General features: G+C 68.0%; 17 protein-coding genes and 1 tRNA gene. 12 read left to right on the top strand and 6 right to left on the bottom strand.

Annotated features, from left to right (window positions below; genetic code table 11):
- Nucleotides 1-13: 13 nt before the first annotated feature.
- Both AC3A6J_RS03315 and AC3A6J_RS03310 read left to right on the top strand, forming a co-directional pair.
- Nucleotides 14-787: an ABC transporter ATP-binding protein gene (locus tag AC3A6J_RS03315; protein WP_487858469.1), complete on the top strand. Its 774-nt coding sequence runs from the start codon at nt 14-16 to the stop codon at nt 785-787.
- Nucleotides 788-806: 19 nt separating this feature from the next.
- Nucleotides 807-1583 carry an ABC transporter ATP-binding protein gene (locus tag AC3A6J_RS03310; RefSeq protein WP_487858631.1) on the top strand — a complete coding sequence of 259 codons (777 nt, stop codon included), beginning with the start codon at nt 807-809 and terminating at the stop codon, nt 1581-1583.
- 52 nt (nt 1584-1635) lie between these two features.
- On the opposite strand, the gene AC3A6J_RS03305 is transcribed toward AC3A6J_RS03310, so the two are convergent.
- Nucleotides 1636-2610 (bottom strand): Bug family tripartite tricarboxylate transporter substrate binding protein, encoded by a 975-nt coding sequence (locus AC3A6J_RS03305; protein WP_487858468.1) that lies wholly within the window; start codon nt 2608-2610, stop codon nt 1636-1638.
- Between the two features lie 62 nt (nt 2611-2672).
- Entirely contained in the window at nt 2673-3737 is a 1065-nt protein-coding gene (locus AC3A6J_RS03300) for a CDP-6-deoxy-delta-3,4-glucoseen reductase (protein WP_487858467.1), read from the bottom strand.
- Nucleotides 3738-3793: 56 nt separating this feature from the next.
- Here AC3A6J_RS03300 and AC3A6J_RS03295 point away from each other — a divergent pair, with 56 nt between their 5' ends.
- Nucleotides 3794-4738: an NAD-dependent epimerase/dehydratase family protein gene (locus AC3A6J_RS03295; protein ID WP_487858466.1), complete on the top strand. Its 945-nt coding sequence runs from the start codon at nt 3794-3796 to the stop codon at nt 4736-4738.
- Here AC3A6J_RS03295 and AC3A6J_RS03290 read toward each other — a convergent pair.
- Both AC3A6J_RS03290 and AC3A6J_RS03285 read right to left on the bottom strand, forming a co-directional pair.
- Nucleotides 4659-5204 carry a DUF1579 family protein gene (locus tag AC3A6J_RS03290; protein WP_487858465.1) on the bottom strand — a complete coding sequence of 182 codons (546 nt, stop codon included), beginning with the start codon at nt 5202-5204 and terminating at the stop codon, nt 4659-4661. The two genes, AC3A6J_RS03295 and AC3A6J_RS03290, sit on opposite strands and share 80 nt — an antisense overlap.
- Nucleotides 5205-5231: 27 nt before the next feature.
- Nucleotides 5232-5316, bottom strand: a tRNA-Leu gene (locus tag AC3A6J_RS03285).
- Between the two features lie 41 nt (nt 5317-5357).
- Here AC3A6J_RS03285 and cysM point away from each other — a divergent pair.
- The 3 genes from cysM to AC3A6J_RS03270 are packed head-to-tail and all read left to right on the top strand — an operon-like array spanning nt 5358 to nt 7064.
- Entirely contained in the window at nt 5358-6260 is a 903-nt protein-coding gene (gene cysM / locus AC3A6J_RS03280; protein WP_487858464.1) for a cysteine synthase CysM, read from the top strand.
- A 5-nt stretch (nt 6261-6265) separates the two neighbouring features.
- Nucleotides 6266-6847: an NUDIX hydrolase gene (locus tag AC3A6J_RS03275; RefSeq protein ID WP_487858463.1), complete on the top strand. Its 582-nt coding sequence runs from the start codon at nt 6266-6268 to the stop codon at nt 6845-6847.
- Nucleotides 6837-7064 carry a sulfurtransferase TusA family protein gene (locus AC3A6J_RS03270; protein ID WP_487858462.1) on the top strand — a complete coding sequence of 76 codons (228 nt, stop codon included), beginning with the start codon at nt 6837-6839 and terminating at the stop codon, nt 7062-7064. The genes AC3A6J_RS03275 and AC3A6J_RS03270 overlap by 11 nt, the downstream gene beginning before the upstream one ends.
- A gap of 39 nt (nt 7065-7103) precedes the next feature.
- On the opposite strand, the gene galU is transcribed toward AC3A6J_RS03270, so the two are convergent.
- Both galU and AC3A6J_RS03260 read right to left on the bottom strand, forming a co-directional pair.
- Nucleotides 7104-7994: a UTP--glucose-1-phosphate uridylyltransferase GalU gene (gene galU / locus AC3A6J_RS03265; protein ID WP_487858461.1), complete on the bottom strand. Its 891-nt coding sequence runs from the start codon at nt 7992-7994 to the stop codon at nt 7104-7106.
- 107 nt (nt 7995-8101) lie between these two features.
- Nucleotides 8102-10999, bottom strand: coding sequence for a valine--tRNA ligase (locus tag AC3A6J_RS03260; protein ID WP_487858460.1), 2898 nt, complete (start codon nt 10997-10999; stop codon nt 8102-8104).
- A 244-nt stretch (nt 11000-11243) separates the two neighbouring features.
- Between AC3A6J_RS03260 and yaaA the strand changes: the two genes are divergently transcribed.
- From yaaA to AC3A6J_RS03230, 6 genes are all read left to right on the top strand, one after another.
- Complete coding sequence (gene yaaA / locus AC3A6J_RS03255; RefSeq protein ID WP_487858459.1) at nt 11244-12026, top strand: peroxide stress protein YaaA; 783 nt, start codon at nt 11244-11246, stop codon at nt 12024-12026.
- Nucleotide 12027: 1 nt separating this feature from the next.
- Complete coding sequence (locus tag AC3A6J_RS03250; protein ID WP_487858458.1) at nt 12028-12870, top strand: 2OG-Fe(II) oxygenase; 843 nt, start codon at nt 12028-12030, stop codon at nt 12868-12870.
- Nucleotides 12871-12874: 4 nt separating this feature from the next.
- On the top strand, nt 12875-13774 hold the full coding sequence (locus AC3A6J_RS03245; protein ID WP_487858457.1) for an alpha/beta fold hydrolase: 900 nt from the start codon (nt 12875-12877) through the stop codon (nt 13772-13774).
- On the top strand, nt 13771-14658 hold the full coding sequence (gene queF / locus AC3A6J_RS03240; protein ID WP_487858456.1) for an NADPH-dependent 7-cyano-7-deazaguanine reductase QueF: 888 nt from the start codon (nt 13771-13773) through the stop codon (nt 14656-14658). Before AC3A6J_RS03245 ends, queF begins: the two co-directional genes overlap by 4 nt.
- A 31-nt stretch (nt 14659-14689) precedes the next feature.
- Nucleotides 14690-15577, top strand: a complete 888-nt coding sequence (locus tag AC3A6J_RS03235) for a LysR family transcriptional regulator (RefSeq protein WP_487858455.1) — start codon at nt 14690-14692, stop codon at nt 15575-15577.
- A gap of 113 nt (nt 15578-15690) precedes the next feature.
- Nucleotides 15691-16845: a mandelate racemase/muconate lactonizing enzyme family protein gene (locus AC3A6J_RS03230; protein ID WP_487858454.1), complete on the top strand. Its 1155-nt coding sequence runs from the start codon at nt 15691-15693 to the stop codon at nt 16843-16845.
- The last annotated feature ends 1 nt before the right edge of the window (nt 16846 follow it).

The following is a 16846-nucleotide window of genomic DNA, read 5'->3' as shown; positions in this document are numbered from 1 at the left end:
AGGAGAAAAAGACATGACGACAGACACCATCCTCGAAGTCCGCGGCATCTCCAAGCGCTTCGGCGGCCTGCAGGCGCTTTCGGACGTGGGCATCACGATCAAGCGCGGCCAGGTCTACGGCCTGATCGGTCCCAATGGCGCCGGCAAGACGACCTTCTTCAACGTGATCACCGGGCTCTACACGCCCGACAGCGGCAGCTTCGAGCTGGCCGGCAAGCCCTACCAGCCCACGGCGGTGCACGAAGTCGCCAAGGCCGGCATTGCGCGCACCTTCCAGAACATCCGCCTGTTCGCCGAGATGACGGCGATCGAGAACGTGATGGTCGGGCGCCATATCCGCACCCATTCGGGTGTGTTCGGCGCCATGCTGCGCACCCGCTCGTTCAAGGCCGAGGAAAAGGCCATCGCCGAACGCGCGCAGCAGCTGCTCGACTATGTCGGCATCGGCAAGTTCGCCGACTACAAGGCGCGTACGCTGTCGTACGGCGACCAGCGCCGGCTGGAAATTGCACGCGCGCTGGCCACCGATCCGCAGCTCATCGCGCTCGACGAACCGGCCGCCGGCATGAACTCGACCGAGAAGGTGCTGCTGCGCGAGCTGATCGACCGCATCCGCAAGGATGACCGGACCATCCTGATCATCGAACACGACGTGAAGCTCATCATGGGCCTGTGCGACCGCGTCACCGTGCTCGACTACGGCAAGCAGATCGCCGAAGGCACGCCCTACGAAGTGCAGAAGAACGAAAAGGTCATCGAGGCCTATCTCGGGACGGGAGCCCACTGACATGAGCACGACTGCAAGCATGAGCGACGCCACGACCACCACGCCCTCGACCACGAGCGCCGCGGCGCAAGCCAAGGCGGCGGGCAAGACCCTGCTGAAGGTCTCGGGCCTGCGCGTGGGCTACGGCGGCATCCAGGCCGTGAAGGGAGTCGATTTCGAAGTCCGCGAGGGCGAGCTGGTCTCGCTGATCGGCTCGAACGGCGCCGGCAAGACCACGACCATGAAGGCCATCACGGGCACGCTGCCCGCGGGCGCCGGCAGCATCGAGTTCCTGGGCCGCAGCATCAAGGGCCGCGGCGCGTGGGACCTGGTCGGCGAGGGCCTGGTGATGGTGCCCGAAGGCCGCGGCGTCTTCACGCGCATGACGATCACCGAGAACCTCCAGATCGGCGCCTACATCCGCAACGACAAGGCCGAGATCGCCGCCGACATGGAGCGCGTGTTCGTCACCTTTCCGCGCCTGCGCGAGCGCAAGGACCAGCTCGCGGGCACCATGTCGGGCGGCGAGCAGCAGATGCTCGCCATGGGCCGCGCGCTCATGGCCAGGCCCAAGGTGCTGCTGCTCGACGAGCCCACCATGGGCCTGTCGCCGATCATGTGCGACAAGATCTTCGAGGTGGTGCAGACCGTCTCGGCGCAGGGCGTGACCATCCTGCTGGTCGAGCAGAACGCCAATCGCGCGCTGCAACTGGCCGACCGAGGCTACGTGATGGAGTCGGGGCTCATCACCATGGACGGTGATGCCAAGGCGCTGCTGCGCGACCCGCGCGTGCGCGCCGCGTACCTGGGCGAATAGACCGGTTCCAGCGCCAGGCGGCCGCCTCCGGGCGGCCGTTTTCTTTGGGGCGTCAGTCCACCTTTGCGCCGGTTGCCTTCACGACGCCTTCGTATTTCGAGAGTTCGCTCTTCATGAACGCCCCGAACTGCTCGGGCGTGTTGGCGACCGGTTCGGCCAGCAGCGAGGCGAAGCGGGTTTTCGTCTCGGGCGAATTGAGCGCGGCCACGAATGCCTGGTTGAGCTTGGCGAGCACATCCTGCGGCGTGCCGGCCGGTGCGACCAGGCCCCACCAGGTGTCGATCGAGAAGCCCTTGAGCGTGTCCGACACGGGCGGCACATCGGGCATCGCGCTGCTGCGCTGCAGGCTCGTGACAGCGATGGCCTTGAGCTTGCCCGAGCGGATGTTCGGTGCCGCCGTCGCGAGGTTGTCGAAGTTGAAATCGACCTGTCCCGAGAGCAGCGCCAGCTGCGCCGGATTGCCGCCGTTGTAAGGGATGTGCAGCGCGAAGATGCCGGCCTGCTTCTTGAACAGCTCGCCCGCGAGGTGCCCTGCGCTGCCGTTGCCGCCGCTGCCGTAGTTGAGCTTGGCAGGGTTGGCCTTGGCGTAGCGGATCAGGTCGGCCACGGAATTGATGTTCAGGCGCTTGGCGGTGTCGGCATTCATCACCAGCACGTTCGGCACCCGCACCATCTGCGTGACCGGTGCGAAATCGGTCGCCGCATTGAACGGCATCTTGCTGTAGAGCCACGGGTTGACCGCATGCGTGGCCGTGGCGGCGATGCCGATCGTGAGCCCGTCGGGCGCCGCCTTGGCCACCGCGTCGGCGCCGATGTTGCCGCCTGCACCCGGCTTGTTGTCGATGATGACCGTGCCCAGGCTGTCCTTCACGCGCTCGGCGAGCACGCGCGCCGTGATGTCGATCGGGCCGCCCGGTGCATAGGGCACCACGAGGCGGATGGGGCGCTGCTGTTGCGCCGTGGACTGGCCGGCGGCAAGGAGCGTGGCGGTTGCGCACAGCGCAAGGAGGAAGTGTCTCGTCTTCATTTTTTCTCGTTTCGGGTGATTCGAATTCCCCGGCAGACCAGGGCAGGGCAAGCCGAAGACGCTCAGGGCAGGGCCTTGTCGGCTTCGGTGGTGAACGCGTCGGCGAAGAACTCGTCCTCGGGGAGGCCGGCCATCCCGACGTAGTCGTGCTTGGCCGATTCGACCACGATCGGTGCGCCGCAGGCATACACCTGGTGGCCCGACAGGTCGGAGAAATCTTCGAGCACCGCGCGGTGGACGAAGCCGGTGCGGCCGGTCCAGTTGTCGTCGGGGGTCGCATTGGACACCACGGGCACGTAGCGCAGGTTCGGCATCTCGGCCAGCTGCGCGCGCATCCAATCGTCCATGTAGAGGTCCTCGGGCCGGCGGCCGCCCCAATACAGCGTGGCGGGCCGCTCGATGCGCTTGAACTTCATGTGCTCGAGCAGCGCCTTGATCGGCGCGAAGCCCGTGCCGGAGGCCAGCAGCACGATCGGCTTGTCGGAGTCCTCGCGCAGGAAGAAGCTGCCGTAGGGGCCTTCGATGCGAAGGATCTCCTTCTCCTTCATCGTATTGAACACGTGGTCGGTGAACTTGCCGCCCGGCAGGTGCCGCAGGTGCAGCTCGATCCCCGTGCCGGGTTCGGCCAGCGTGTGCGGCGCATTCGCCATCGAATAGCTGCGGCGCACGCCGTCGCGCAGGATGAACTCGACGTACTGGCCGGCATGGAACTGCAGCGGCTCGCCAGCCGGCAATTGCAGGCGGAGCTTCATCACGTCGTGCGACAGCTGCGTGAGCGCGAGCACGCGCACCGGCATCTTGCGGATCGGCAGCGCGCCGGCTTCCGTGACCTGGCGCGACTCGAGCACCACGTCGCTCTTCGGATGGGCGCAGCAGGTCAGCACGTAACCCGCAAGCTGCTCCTCGGCGCTCAGCGCCTTGCTCTGGTGCGGACCGAGCTCGACCTCGCCCGAGAGCTTGCGGCACTTGCACGAGCCGCAGGCGCCGTCCTTGCAGCCATACGGCAGGCCGATGCCCTGGCGGATGCCCGCAGCGAGAATGGTTTCGTCGCCATGCACCACGAAGTGACGCCCACTGGGCTCGACGGTGATGGAAAAGCCCGCATCGTGCGGCGCTGCAACAGTCATCGGTATTCTTCGGCTTCTTTCAGCCTGGGTCTGAAAAAGGGAAAGGAACCCGGATTTTGCCTTCAATCAATAGCCCTTCCGGCGCGCTGCCGGCGCGCTTCCGGCGTGAGCGCCTGCTGATCGTCGGTTGCGGCGACGTGGGCCAGCGCGTGGCGGGCCGCCTTGCTGGCCGCCTGCAGCTGGTAGCGCTCACTTCATCGGCCGACCGGGTGCCCGCGCTGCGTGCCGCGGGCATTCGACCGCTGCAGGGCAACCTCGACGACCCGGCGAGCCTGCGCCGCCTGGCCGGCATCGCCACCCGCGTGCTGCACCTGGCCCCGCCCGCGCGCGACGGCGGCGCGGCCTGGTGGCGCGACCTGCGGACCACCGCGCTCGTGCGTGCGCTGCGGCTGCGCACGGCGCCGGGGGCCCTCGTTTACGGCTCTACCAGCGGCGTGTATGGCGACTGCGGCGGCGCCCGCGTGAGCGAGACGCGCGCCGTGCAGCCCGACACGCCGCGCGCCCACCGTCGCGTGGACGCCGAACGCGCCGTGCGATGGCTCGGCCGCAGTGCGGGCGTGCGCGCGAGCATCCTGCGCATTCCCGGCATCTATGCGCCCGACCGCGTGGGCGGCACGCCGCGCCAGCGGCTCGAACGCGGCACGCCCGTGTTGCGGCGCGAGGACGACGTCTACACGAGCCACATCCACGCCGAGGACCTGGCGCGCGCCTGTGTGGCGGCGCTCTATCGTGGCCGGCCGCAGCGCGTGGTGCACACCGCCGACGACACCGAGCTGCGCATGGGCGACTACATCGACCTCGCGGCCGATCTCTACGGCCTGCCGCGCCCGCCGCGCGTGGCGCGCGACGAGGCCGAGCGGCAGCTGCCGGTGCAGCTCTTGAGCTTCATGGGGGAATCGCGCCGGCTCGACAACGCGCGGCTCAAGCGCGAGCTGCGGGTGCGGCTTGCGCATCCGACGGTGCATACCGGGCTGATTGCACGGGCGTCCGGGTGTAGTTGACCTCCACGGCAAGCGCTTCGTCTCCCGCGGGCGTGATGTTGAACATGCGGATGTTCAGGTGCTCCGGGTCGGGCTGCGACAGCTCGGTGCGCCAGCCCCAGCGCGGGCCTCCAGGGCCCTCGCCGTAGCTGCCCAGCGCGCCAAACCGTTCGACGTCGACGCGGCCAGTGCTGAACATGATCGATGTGCCGGTGCCGAAGCTCTCGCCCCAGGCGCACTCGAAGGCGTTGTCGTCGAGATGGTAGGCCCACAGTGCGACGCCCTCGAAAGGCGCGCCACTGCAATGGCCCTCGTATTCGTGCAGCAGGAACCTGCCGCGGCCGACCAGCCGGATACGCCCGCGCTGCACCGATTCCTCGGCCAGCTTTTCGGGCTCGTACCACAACCGGAAACGGCCTTCCCAATCGCCGACCATCGCAGCGAGACGGTGGTGCACGCCGCCGGGCGCAGCGGAACGTTCGAACATTTCCTTGCTCACGGAACCTCGCTTGGTTGGTGCCCGGGGCCGGAATCGAACCGGCACACCTTTCGGTGGGGGATTTTGAGTCCCCTGCGTCTACCAATTTCACCACCCGGGCACATCCGGAAGGAAGCCCAAAATTATGGCACAGTGCCTGCCATGAACTATCCGACGATCGAAGACGCCATCGGCAAGACGCCGTTGGTGGCATTGCAGCGCATCGACGCGGCCGAGAACGCCAGGCGCGGCAATGTGATTCTCGCCAAGCTCGAAGGCAACAACCCCGCAGGGTCGGTCAAGGACCGTCCGGCCCTCTCGATGATCAAGCGCGCCGAGGAGCGCGGCGAGATCAAGCCCGGCGACACGCTGATCGAGGCCACGTCGGGCAACACGGGCATCGCGCTGGCCATGGCCGCGGCCGTCAAGGGCTATCGCATGGTGCTGATCATGCCGGAAGACCTCTCCGTCGAGCGCGCCCAGACCATGAAGGCGTTCGGCGCCGAGCTGCTGCTCACGCCCAAGAGCGGCGGCATGGAATACGCGCGCGACCTCGCCGAGCAGATGGTCGCGCAGGGCAAGGGCCGGGTGCTCGACCAGTTCGCCAACCCCGACAACCCGCGCATCCACTACGAGACCACAGGCCCCGAGATCTGGGCCGACACCCAGGGCAAGGTCACCCATTTCGTGAGCGCGATGGGCACCACGGGCACCATCACCGGCGTCTCCCGTTTCCTGAAGGAAAAGAACCCCGCGGTGCGCATCGTCGGCGCGCAGCCGGCCGAGGGGTCGCGCATTCCGGGCATCCGCAAGTGGCCGACCGAATACCTGCCCAAGATCTACGACGCGAGCCGGGTCGACGAGGAAATCAGCGTGAGCCAGGACAACGCCGAAGAGTTGTGCCGGCGCCTCGCGCGCGAGGAGGGCATCTTCGGCGGCATCTCCGCGGCAGGCGCGCTATGGGTGGCGCTCGAGGTGGCCAAGACCGTCGAGAACGCCACCATCGTCTTCGTGGTGTGCGACCGCGGCGACCGCTATCTGTCCACCGGCGTGTTCCCGGCCTGAACCCGATGGTCCACCCCAAGTTCTGCCAGGCCTGCGCCACCCCGCTCGAATGGATCGCGCTGATGGAAGACGGCGGCCCGAAGGAGCGGCTGCGCTGCCCGTCGTGCGGCCACACGCACTGGAACAACCCGACGCCGGTGCTCGCGGCCATCGTCGAGTACCGCGGCCAGGTGCTGCTGGCTCGCAACGCCGCCTGGCCCGCGAAGATGTATGCGCTGATCACGGGCTTCATGGAAGCCGGCGAGACGCCTGAAGAAGGCATCTCGCGCGAGGTCAAGGAAGAAACCAACCTCGACGTCAGTGCGACGAAGCTCGTGGGCGCCTATGACTTCCAGCGCATGAACCAGATCATCATTGCCTACCACGTGGTGGCCGACGGCGAGGTGAAGCTCTCGCCCGAACTCGTGGACTACCGCCTCTACGACCTGCCGGCGCTCAAGTGCTGGCCTGCAGGCACCGGCTACGCGCTGGCCGACTGGCTGCGCACGCGCGGGCACGAGCCGGTGTTTTTTACCGCGGCCGAGAACGAAGAGCGGCGGCGCGGCCTCGTCCTGCCGCCCGAGGAGCCCAAGACCCATGCAGATTGATCGCGAACTCGACACGCGGGGCCTGAACTGCCCGCTGCCCATCCTCAAGGCCAAGAAGTCGCTCAACGACATGGCGAGCGGCCAGTTGCTCAAGGTCGTGTCGACCGACCCAGGTTCCCTGCGCGACTTCCAGGCCTTTGCGCGGCAGACCGGCAACGAGCTGGTCGAGCAGCAGACGGTCGGCAGCGACTTCATCCACGTGCTGAAGCGGCGCTGACCGCCAAAGAGAAGGGGCCCCGCGGGGCCCCTTTCCGTTTCAGAGCTCGAGGCTCTTGAGGTATTCGCGGAACTGGCCGCCGACCTCGGGGTGCGCGAGTGCCAGTTCCACCGAGGCCTGCAGGAAGCCTTCCTTGCTGCCGCAGTCGTAGCGCGTGCCCTTGTAGGCATAGGCGTAGACCGCTTCCTTCTTCATCAGCGCGGCGATGCCGTCGGTGAGCTGGATCTCGCCGCCCGCGCCCTTGGGCTGGTTGCGTATTTCGTCGAACACACCGGGCGTGAGGATGTAGCGCCCCGCCACGCCAAGGCGCGACGGCGCGTCCTCGGGCTTGGGCTTCTCGACCATGCGGTCGACCTTCACGAGGTCGTCGCCGATCGATTGGCCGGCCACGATGCCGTAGCGCTTGACGTGTTCCAGCGGCACTTCCTGCACGGCGAGCAGCGAAGCGCCGAGCTTTTCGAAGGCGGCCGTCATCTGCGCCAGCACCGGCTCGCCACCTGACGGGCCGACCATCAGGTCGTCGGCCAGCAGCACGGCGAAGGGCTCGTTGCCCACCAGGTGCTCGGCGCAGAGCACCGCATGGCCGAGGCCCAGCATGCGAGGCTGGCGCACGTAGGAGCAGGTCATGTCGTCGGGCATCACCGAGCGCGCGATGTCGAGCAGCGCGGTCTTGCCGCTGGCTTCTAGCTGGCTCTCCAGTTCGTAGGCGGTGTCGTAGTGGTCTTCGATGGCACGTTTGTTTCGGCCAGTTACGAAAATCATGTCGCGAATGCCCGCTGCGTAGGCTTCCTCAACCGCGTACTGGATGAGTGGCTTGTCGACAACCGGCAGCATTTCCTTTGGCTGCGCCTTGGTGGCGGGCAGGAAGCGGGTGCCGAACCCGGCAACGGGGAATACGGCCTTGCGGATGCGTGTCGAGGGTGTGGGCATGGACAGTTCGGGCGTTTGTTCGTTCGGTTGAAGAAGAAGGTTTACGGTCGAAAAGCGGCATCTAAATGCCGCCTTCTTATGCTAAACCCTGCCCGAATTGACATGTGTCAGCCGAGGCGCACAAGTTGGTCGCGCAAACGCTCCAATGTGGCGCTGAAATCGGCCAGCCGCTTGCGCTCCTGGTCGATCACCGCGGCCGGCGCCTTCGCCACGAAGGCCTCGTTGCCGAGCTTGCCGTTCACTTTCTGGACCTCGCCCTCGACGCGCGCGATCTCCTTGCCGATGCGCAGCTTCTCGGCGGCCTTGTCGATCTCCATGTGCAGGCACAGCCGCGCCGTGCCCACCACCGCCACGGGCGCAGCCTCGGCGGCCGCGGCCCACGCGGCCTCGTCGTCGAAGACCTTCACTTCCTTGAGCTTGGCGAGCGCCTGCAGCACTGGCGCCGCATCGCGCAGGAACGCCGCGCCCTCGGCATCGTCGGCCACCGCGTAGAGCGGCAGGCGCGTGGCGGGCGACACGTTCATCTCGCCGCGCAGCGTGCGGCAGGCGTCCACCAGCGCCTTGAGCCGCGCCACGTGCGCCTCGGCGGCCTCGTCGATCTTGGCGGGCTGGCTCTGCGGATAGGCCGCCACCATGATCGATTCGCCTTCGCGCCCGGCCACCGGCGCCACCTTCTGCCAGAGTTCCTCGGTGATGAACGGAATGATCGGATGCGCGAGCCGCAGCAGCGCCTCGAGCGTGCGGATCAGCGTGCGGCGCGTGGCGCGCTTCTGCGCATCGTCGCCGGTCTGGATCTGCACCTTCGCGATCTCGAGGTACCAGTCGCAGAACTCGTCCCAGGCGAACTGGTAGATCGCGTTGGCGACGTTGTCGAGCCGGTATTCCTCGAAGCCCTTGGCCACTTCGGCCTCGACGCGCTGCAGCTGCGACACGATCCAGAAGTCGGCGCGGCTGAACTTCAGGTAGCCGTGCGCCGGTCCGCCCACCGCGCATTCTTCCTTCGTGTGTTCGCACAGGCCGCAGTCCTGGCCTTCGCAGTTCATCAGCACGAAGCGCGTCGCGTTCCAGAGCTTGTTGCAGAAGTTGCGGTAGCCCTCGCAGCGCTTGCTGTCGAAGTTGATGTTGCGCCCGAGCGAGGCGAGCGAGGCAAAGGTGAAGCGCAGCGCGTCGGCACCAAAGGCCGGGATGCCGTCGGGAAACTCCTTCTGCGTGTTCTTGCGGACCGCCGGTGCGGTCTCGGGGCGGCGCAGGCCCTGCGTGCGCTTGTCGAGCAGCTCGGGCAGCGCGATGCCGTCGATCAGGTCGACCGGGTCGAGCACGTTGCCCTCGGACTTGCTCATCTTCTTGCCCTGCGCGTCGCGCACCAGGCCATGCATGTACACGTCGCGGAACGGCACCCTGCCCGTGAAGTGCTTCGTCATCATGATCATCCGGGCGACCCAGAAGAAGATGATGTCGTAGCCCGTGACCAGCACGCTCGAAGGCAGGTACAGGTCGAGCTCTGGCGTCTTCTCGGGCCAGCCGAGCGACGAGAAGGGCACCATCGCCGACGAATACCAGGTGTCGAGCACGTCCTCGTCGCGGCGGAGTTGCTTGCCCGGCGCCTTGGCCTGTGCCTCGGCCTCGTCGTGCGCCACGTACACGTTGCCGTCCTCGTCGTACCAGGCCGGGATCTGGTGGCCCCACCAGAGCTGGCGCGAAATGGTCCAGTCCTGGATGTTCTCCATCCAGTGGTTGTAGGTGTTGACCCAGTTCTCGGGCACGAAGCGCACTTCGCCCGACCTCACCACGTCGATGGCCTTCTGCGCGATCGACTGGCCGTCGGCGCCGGGCCGCGTCATCGCCACGTACCACTGGTCGGTGAGCATGGGCTCGACCACCGCACCCGAACGCGTGCAGCGCGGCACCATGAGCCGGTGCTTCTTGATCTCGACCATGAGCCCGAGCGCCTCGAGATCGGCCACCACGGCCTTGCGCGCCACGAAGCGGTCCATGCCGCGGTACTTCTCGGGCGCGTTCTCGTTGATGGTGGCGTCGAGCGTGAGGATGCCGATCACCTCGAGCTTGTGGCGCTGGCCGACGGCGTAGTCGTTGTAGTCGTGCGCGGGCGTGACCTTGACCACGCCGGTGCCGAATTCCTTGTCGACGTAGTCGTCGGCAATGACCGGAATGAGCCGCCCCACCAGCGGCAGCCGCACGCGCTGGCCGATCAGGTGCCGGTAGCGCTCGTCTTCCGGGTGCACCATCACGGCCGTGTCGCCGAGCATGGTCTCGGGCCGGGTGGTCGCCACGGTCAGCGTGCCGCTGCCGCCTTCGAGCGGGTAGGCGATGTGCCAGAGGAAGCCGTCTTCCTCTTCGCTTTCGACTTCGAGGTCGCTGACCGAGGTCTTGAGCACCGGGTCCCAGTTGCCCAGGCGCTTGCCGCGGTAGATCAGGCCTTCTTCATGGAGCGCGACGAAGGTCTGCGTGACCACCTTCGAGAGGTCGTCGTCCATCGTGAAGTACTCGCGGCTCCAGTCGACCGTGTCGCCCATCCGGCGCATCTGGCGGGTGATGGTGTTGCCGCTCTTTTCCTTCCACTCCCAGACCTTGGCGACGAAGTTCTTGCGCGCCTCTGCCGGCGTCGGGCCCATGTCGTGGCGGCTGATCTTCTGTTCCTGCAGCTGGCGCTCCACCACGATCTGCGTCGCGATGCCGGCATGGTCGGTGCCCGGCACCCAGAGCGTGTTGTCGCCCTTCATGCGGTGGTAGCGCGTCAGGCTGTCCATCACGGTCTGGTTGAAGGCATGGCCCATGTGCAGCGTGCCCGTCACGTTGGGCGGCGGCAGCTGGATCGCGAACGACTCGGCACCGTCCTTGGACTGCTGCGTGCCGCGGAAGCCGGCACGGGCGTAGCCGCGCTGCTCCCACTCCGGGCCCCAGTGCGCCTCGATGGCGGCGGGTTCGAAGGATTTGGACAGGCTCTCGAGGCCGGGCTGGGCAATGGGGGAGGTGGGTTCGCTCATGGCAAATGCAAAACGGCACCCTCGGGTGCCGCTGGTGACAGGGTGGGATTGCCGGCGATTTTACCGGCCGGCTACGCATCACGATGGCGCTGCGTTCCGCCCGCATTGCACGAGGGATGGCCGGCCTCGCCCAGGGCACCCGCGGAACCGGCTTCGCCGGGCCGCCGGGTGCGCCCCCCGGTGGGGGGAGGCGCCGCAGGCGCTTCGGGGGGCTTCCATTCCGGCAGCCACTGATAATTCCGGCATGCTGTTCCTGCTCTCCCCCGCGAAGTCGCTCGACTACGACACCCCCGTTCCCGCCGAGATCCCCGCCACCATTCCCCATTTCGAGGCCCCACGCGGCCCCTCTGCCGAGCTGGTCCGGCTGCTGCGCGAGAAGTCGCCGCAGCAGATCTCCGAACTGATGCACCTCTCGGACAAGCTCTCGGCCCTGAACGTGGCGCGCTACCAGGCCTGGTCCGGCAAGAGCACGCCGAAGAACGCGCGCCAGGCGGCCTTCGCCTTCGACGGCGACGTCTATGGCGGCCTCGATGCGCGTTCGTTCACTGCCGCGCAGCTGGCCTGGGCGCAGGCGCACGTCTGCATCCTCAGCGGCCTGTACGGCGTGCTGCGCCCGCTCGACCTGCTGCAGCCCTACCGCCTCGAAATGGGCACGCCGCTTGCCAACCGGCACGGCAAGGACCTGTATGCCTTCTGGGGCACGCGCATCGCGGAGCTTCTGAACGAGCGCCTTGTGGCGGACCGCACCCCGGTGGTGGTCAATGTGGCGTCGCAGGAGTACTTCCGCTCGGTCGACCTGAAGGCGCTCAAGGCGCGCGTGGTCGAATGCGTGTTCGAGGAATGGAAGACCGACCGCTACAAGATCGTGAGCTTCCATGCGAAGCGCGCGCGCGGGCTGCTCGCGCGCTGGGCCGTGCTGCACAAGGCCGCCACGCCGCGGGCGCTGGAAAAATTCGACCTCGAGGGTTATGGTTTCGACGCGCAGGCATCCCGTGCCGAGCGGCTCGTTTTCAGGAGGAAGACTTGAGATGTCACAGGCGATCAGTCCCGAGCTGAAGGAATGGCTGGTGTCGCAGCTTGCGGCAGGGCACTCGGTGCCCGCGCTGCGCGCGTCGATGCGCGAGGCCGGATGGCAGGACGCGGCCACCGACCTCGCACTCGCGCAGCTCGAGACGGGCTTTCCCTCGCTCGAAGCCGTGCAGCCGCCCCGGCGCACCGAAATGCCCGGCCCCGACCTCGAGGGCGCGCCGCTCTACATCGACGTGGGAGACCGCCGCGTGCAGGTGCTGCAGACACTGCAGCATCCGCGCGTCGTGGTCTTCGGCAACCTCGTGTCGCCCGAGGAGTGCGAGACCCTGATCGCCGCGGCGCGGGTGCGACTCGCGCGCTCGCTCACGGTCGAGACGCGCACCGGCGGCGAAGTGCTGAACATCGACCGCACCAGCGAGGGCATGTTCTTCGAGCGCGGCGAGAACGAATGCGTCGCGCGCCTCGAAGCGCGCATTGCCCGGCTGCTGCGCTGGCCGCTCGAATTCGGCGAGGGCCTGCAGATCCTGCGCTATGCGCCCGGCGCCCAGTACCGCCCGCATTTCGACTACTTCGACCCCGACGAGCCCGGCACGCCCACCATCCTCAAGCGCGGCGGCCAGCGCGTCGCCACGCTCGTCATGTACCTGCAGGAGCCCGAGCAGGGCGGCGCCACCACCTTCCCCGACGTGGGCCTCGAAGTGGCGCCCGTGCGCGGCACCGGCGTGTTCTTCAGCTACGACGCGCCCGACCCCGGCACGCGCACGCTGCATGGCGGCGCCCCCGTGCTCGCGGGCGAGAAATGGGTCGCGACCAAGTGGCTGCGCGAGCGCGAATTTCGGTAGGCGCATGAAAGTTCGCGCCAATGGCCTGCAGATCGAGGTCGACGACACCGGCGGCGAGGGCCGCCCCGTGGTGCTGCTCATCATGGGCCTCGGCATGCAGCTCATCGGCTGGCCGAACGAGTTCGTGCAGGGGCTCGTCGATGCGGGCTTTCGCGTGGTGCGCCACGACAACCGCGATGCCGGCCTGAGCGAGGGCTTCGACCATGCCGGCACCGGCAACGTGGTGTGGGAAACCATCCGCCACCGCCTCGGCCTGCAGGTGCGCTCGGCCTACACGCTGCAGGACATGGCGCGCGATTCGCTCGGCGTGCTCGATGCACTCGGCATCCCGCAGGCGCATGTCGTCGGCGCCTCGATGGGCGGCATGATCGCCCAGCACCTTGCGGCCGAGTGGCCCGAGCGCGTGACCCGCCTCGTGAGCATCATGAGCTCCAGCGGCGCGCGCGGCCTGCCGGGGCCGCGCAGCGACGTCGCGGCCATGCTTCTCAGGCGTCCGCTCGGCGGCGGCGAGGCCGACCTCGTTGCGCACAGCGTCCGGCTGCTCAGGCTCATCCAGAGCCCGACCTATCCGCAGAGCACCGAGGCGCTTTCCGAGCGCCTCACCTTCAGCATGCGGCGCGCCTACCGGCCGTCCGGCATCTTCCGGCAGATGCTCGCGATCGGTGCCGATGCCGGCCGGCCTCAGCTGCTTGCGCGCATCAAGTGCCCCACGCTGGTGCTGCACGGCGAGTCCGATGCGCTGGTGCCGACCGCCTGCGGCGTGGACACCGCCAAGCGCATCCCGGGTTCCCGGTTCATCGGCATTCCCGGCATGGGCCACGACCTGCCGCCCGAGGTGTGCGCCATCCTCGTCAACCATATCGCGCCGTTCCTGAATGTGGCGCTGGAGCACCCCACACCATGAGCCTCGACAACATCCCCCCCAACGCCGGTTCCGGCCCCAACACGCCCGAGCAGTCGCAGCTCGGCCGCGCCTCGGACTACGCCGACAAGTACGACCCCACGCTGCTGTTCCCGATTCCGCGGGCCACCCAGCGCGAAGCCATGGGCATCCAGGCCGGTGCGCTGCCGTTCTTCGGCGCCGACCTCTGGACCGCGTTCGAGGTCAGTTGGCTCAACCTGCGCGGCAAGCCGCAGCTCGCCATCGCGCACTTCACCATTCCCTGCGAGACGCCCAACATCATTGAGAGCAAATCGTTCAAGCTCTACCTGAACAGCTTCAACAGCAGCCCGTTCGCCAACCTCGAGGCGGTGCGCGACCGGCTGCGTGCCGATCTGTCCGAAGCGCTCTGGCGCGGCAGCGGCCAGGCCGCTGGCATCGGCGTGAAGCTGCTCGCGCCCGACATGTTCGACCGCGAGCCGGTGCACGAGCTCGACGGGCTCGACCTCGACCGCCTCGACATCGAGTGCACCCACTACCAGCCCGCGCCCGAGCTGCTGTCGAGCGACACCAGCCAGCCGCCCGTGAACGAGACGCTCACGAGCCGGCTGCTCAAGAGCAACTGTCTCGTCACCGGCCAGCCCGACTGGGGCAGCGTGCAGATCCGCTACAGCGGCCCCGCCATCGACCAGGCCGGGCTGCTCGCGTACATCGTGAGCTTTCGCAACCACAACGAGTTCCACGAGCCCTGCGTCGAGCGCATGTTCACCGACATCTGGAAGCGCTGCGGGCCGAACAAGCTCGCGGTGTACGCGCGCTACACGCGCCGCGGCGGGCTCGACATCAACCCATTCCGCACCAGCTCGCCGCAGGCATTGCCGGCGAACGTACGCACCGCGCGGCAGTAAACCCCGCGCGCATCCCGAGAGCCCGCTCGCCTTGTCCGCCGACCTCAAGTCGCTGCGCCTCTTCGCCGCCGTGGCCGACCACGGCAGCATCAGCGAAGGTGCCAAGCGCTGCCATATCGCGCTCGCCGCCGCGAGCAAGCGCATTTCCGACCTCGAGGCGCGCGCGAAGCTGCCGCTCCTGGTGCGGCATGCGCGCGGCGTCACGCTCACTTCGGCCGGCCACGGCCTCTTGCTGCATGCGCGCGCCGTGCTGTCGGCGCTCGACCGGCTCGGCGCCGAGTTCGACGACTTCCAGAACGGCGTGGCGGGCGTGGTCAGCATCACCGCCAACGCATCGGCCATTGCGCAGTTCCTGCCGGCGCAGATCGGCTCGTTCCTGCGGCTGCACCCGGTGCTCAAGATTGACCTGCAGGAGCGTGCGAGCACCGAGGTAGTGAAGGCCGTGCAGGCCGGCCTGGCCGACATCGGCGTGATCGAGGGCCAGACGCCCGCCGAAGGCCTGGAGTGCCTGCCCTACCGCAGCGATGAGTTGGCGGTGGTGGTCGCACGCGACCACCCGCTCGCGCGGCGCCGGCGCATCGGCGTGGACGAAGTGCTGCGCCACGACCATATCGTGGTGCGCGAAGGCACGGCGCTGCACCGGGTGATGGTGGCCGCCGCGCTCGAGGCGCAGGTGCCGCTCAAGGTGCGCATGCAGGTGGGCAGCTTCGACATGGTCTGCCGCATGGTCGAGCAGGGCGTCGGCATCGGCCTGCTGCCCTATGCGGCGATCCTCCCGCAGCTGCAGATCCTCAAGCTGCGCTGCCTCAAGCTCGATGCGCCCTGGGCCGCGCGCCGGCACCTGCTGTGCGTGCGCCGGCTGAACGAGCTGACCGTGGCCGCGCGCTCGGTGCTCGACCACCTCGGTCGGCCCGACTGACGCCGCGCCGACGCCGAGCCTTCGCGCCGCACGAAGGCTCGCGCTCGCCAAAAAAGAATTGTTCTCCCGCGGCCGCCGCGCAAAGATGCGTGCAAACCAAAGGAGACATGCACTTGAAGATCGTTCGCGTCAGCGCCACGCCACTGAACATTCCCGTCACCATCGACGTGGTCGGCCTCAACAAGCAGACATCGCTGTCGCTGTGCCTCACCGAGATCGAGACCGACACCGGCCTCGTCGGCCACGGCATGACCGCCATCACCGAGGAAGAGATCATTGCCGCCGCCGTGCGCGACGTGGCCGGCCCGGCGCTCATCGGCGAAGACCCGATGGCCACCGAGCGGCTCTGGGAGAAGCTCTACTGGCTGCTCTCGCCGCGCGGGCAGACCGGCTATGCGAGCCACACCATCGCCGCGCTCGACATCGCACTGTGGGACCTGAAGGGCAAGGCGCTCGGCCAGCCGCTGTGGCGCCTGTTCGGCGGCGCGCGCGCCAAGGTGCCGGTGTATGCCACCTTCGGCTTCGGCTTCTTCGAGCGCGACCAGCTTGCCGCCGCCGCGAAGCTGTGGGTGTCGCAGGGCTTCCAGCGCCTGAAGATGACCGTCGGCAACCACGCGCTCGCGCGCCGCGACGAGCCGCGCCCGCTCGACGAGGTGATCGCCGAGGACGTGCGCCGCGTCGCCGCCGTGCGCGAGGCCGTCGGCCCCGACGTGAAGCTCTACGTCGACGCCAACTGCGGCCTCGACCTGTTCCATGCGAGCGAACTCGCGCAGCGCATCGAGCCCTACGGCATCAGCTTCTTCGAGGAGCCGCTGACGCAGAACGACGTGCGCCAGATGGCGACGCTGCGCAGCCGCACGCGCATTCCGCTCGCCTGCGGCCAGAACGAAGGCCTGGCCTTCCGCTTCCGCGACCTGCTGGTGAACCAGGCCGCCGACGTGCTGCAGCCCAATGTGACGATCTCGGGTGGCTATTCGCAGTGCCTGAAGATCGCCGGCATGGCCGCGGCCTTCAACGTGCCGATCGACAACGGCGGCGCCTGGCCGTTCCACAACATGCACCTGCATGCGGGCGTGTCGAACGGCGGGCTGGTCGAATACCACTATGTGGCGGTGGAGATGCTCAAGCAGATCTTCGACGGCCTCCCGGTGCCCGAAAACGGCTGGCTGACGCTGCCCGAGGCACCGGGGCTCGGCTTCTCGCCCAATGCCGACCGCGTGCGCGAACTCGCCAAGCTGCCCACCTCCGGCGGCAAGGGCAAGGCATAGG

The organism is Variovorax sp. Soil_C_39 (assembly GCF_057656815.1).
This window is presented reverse-complemented; position numbering and strand designations above follow the sequence as displayed.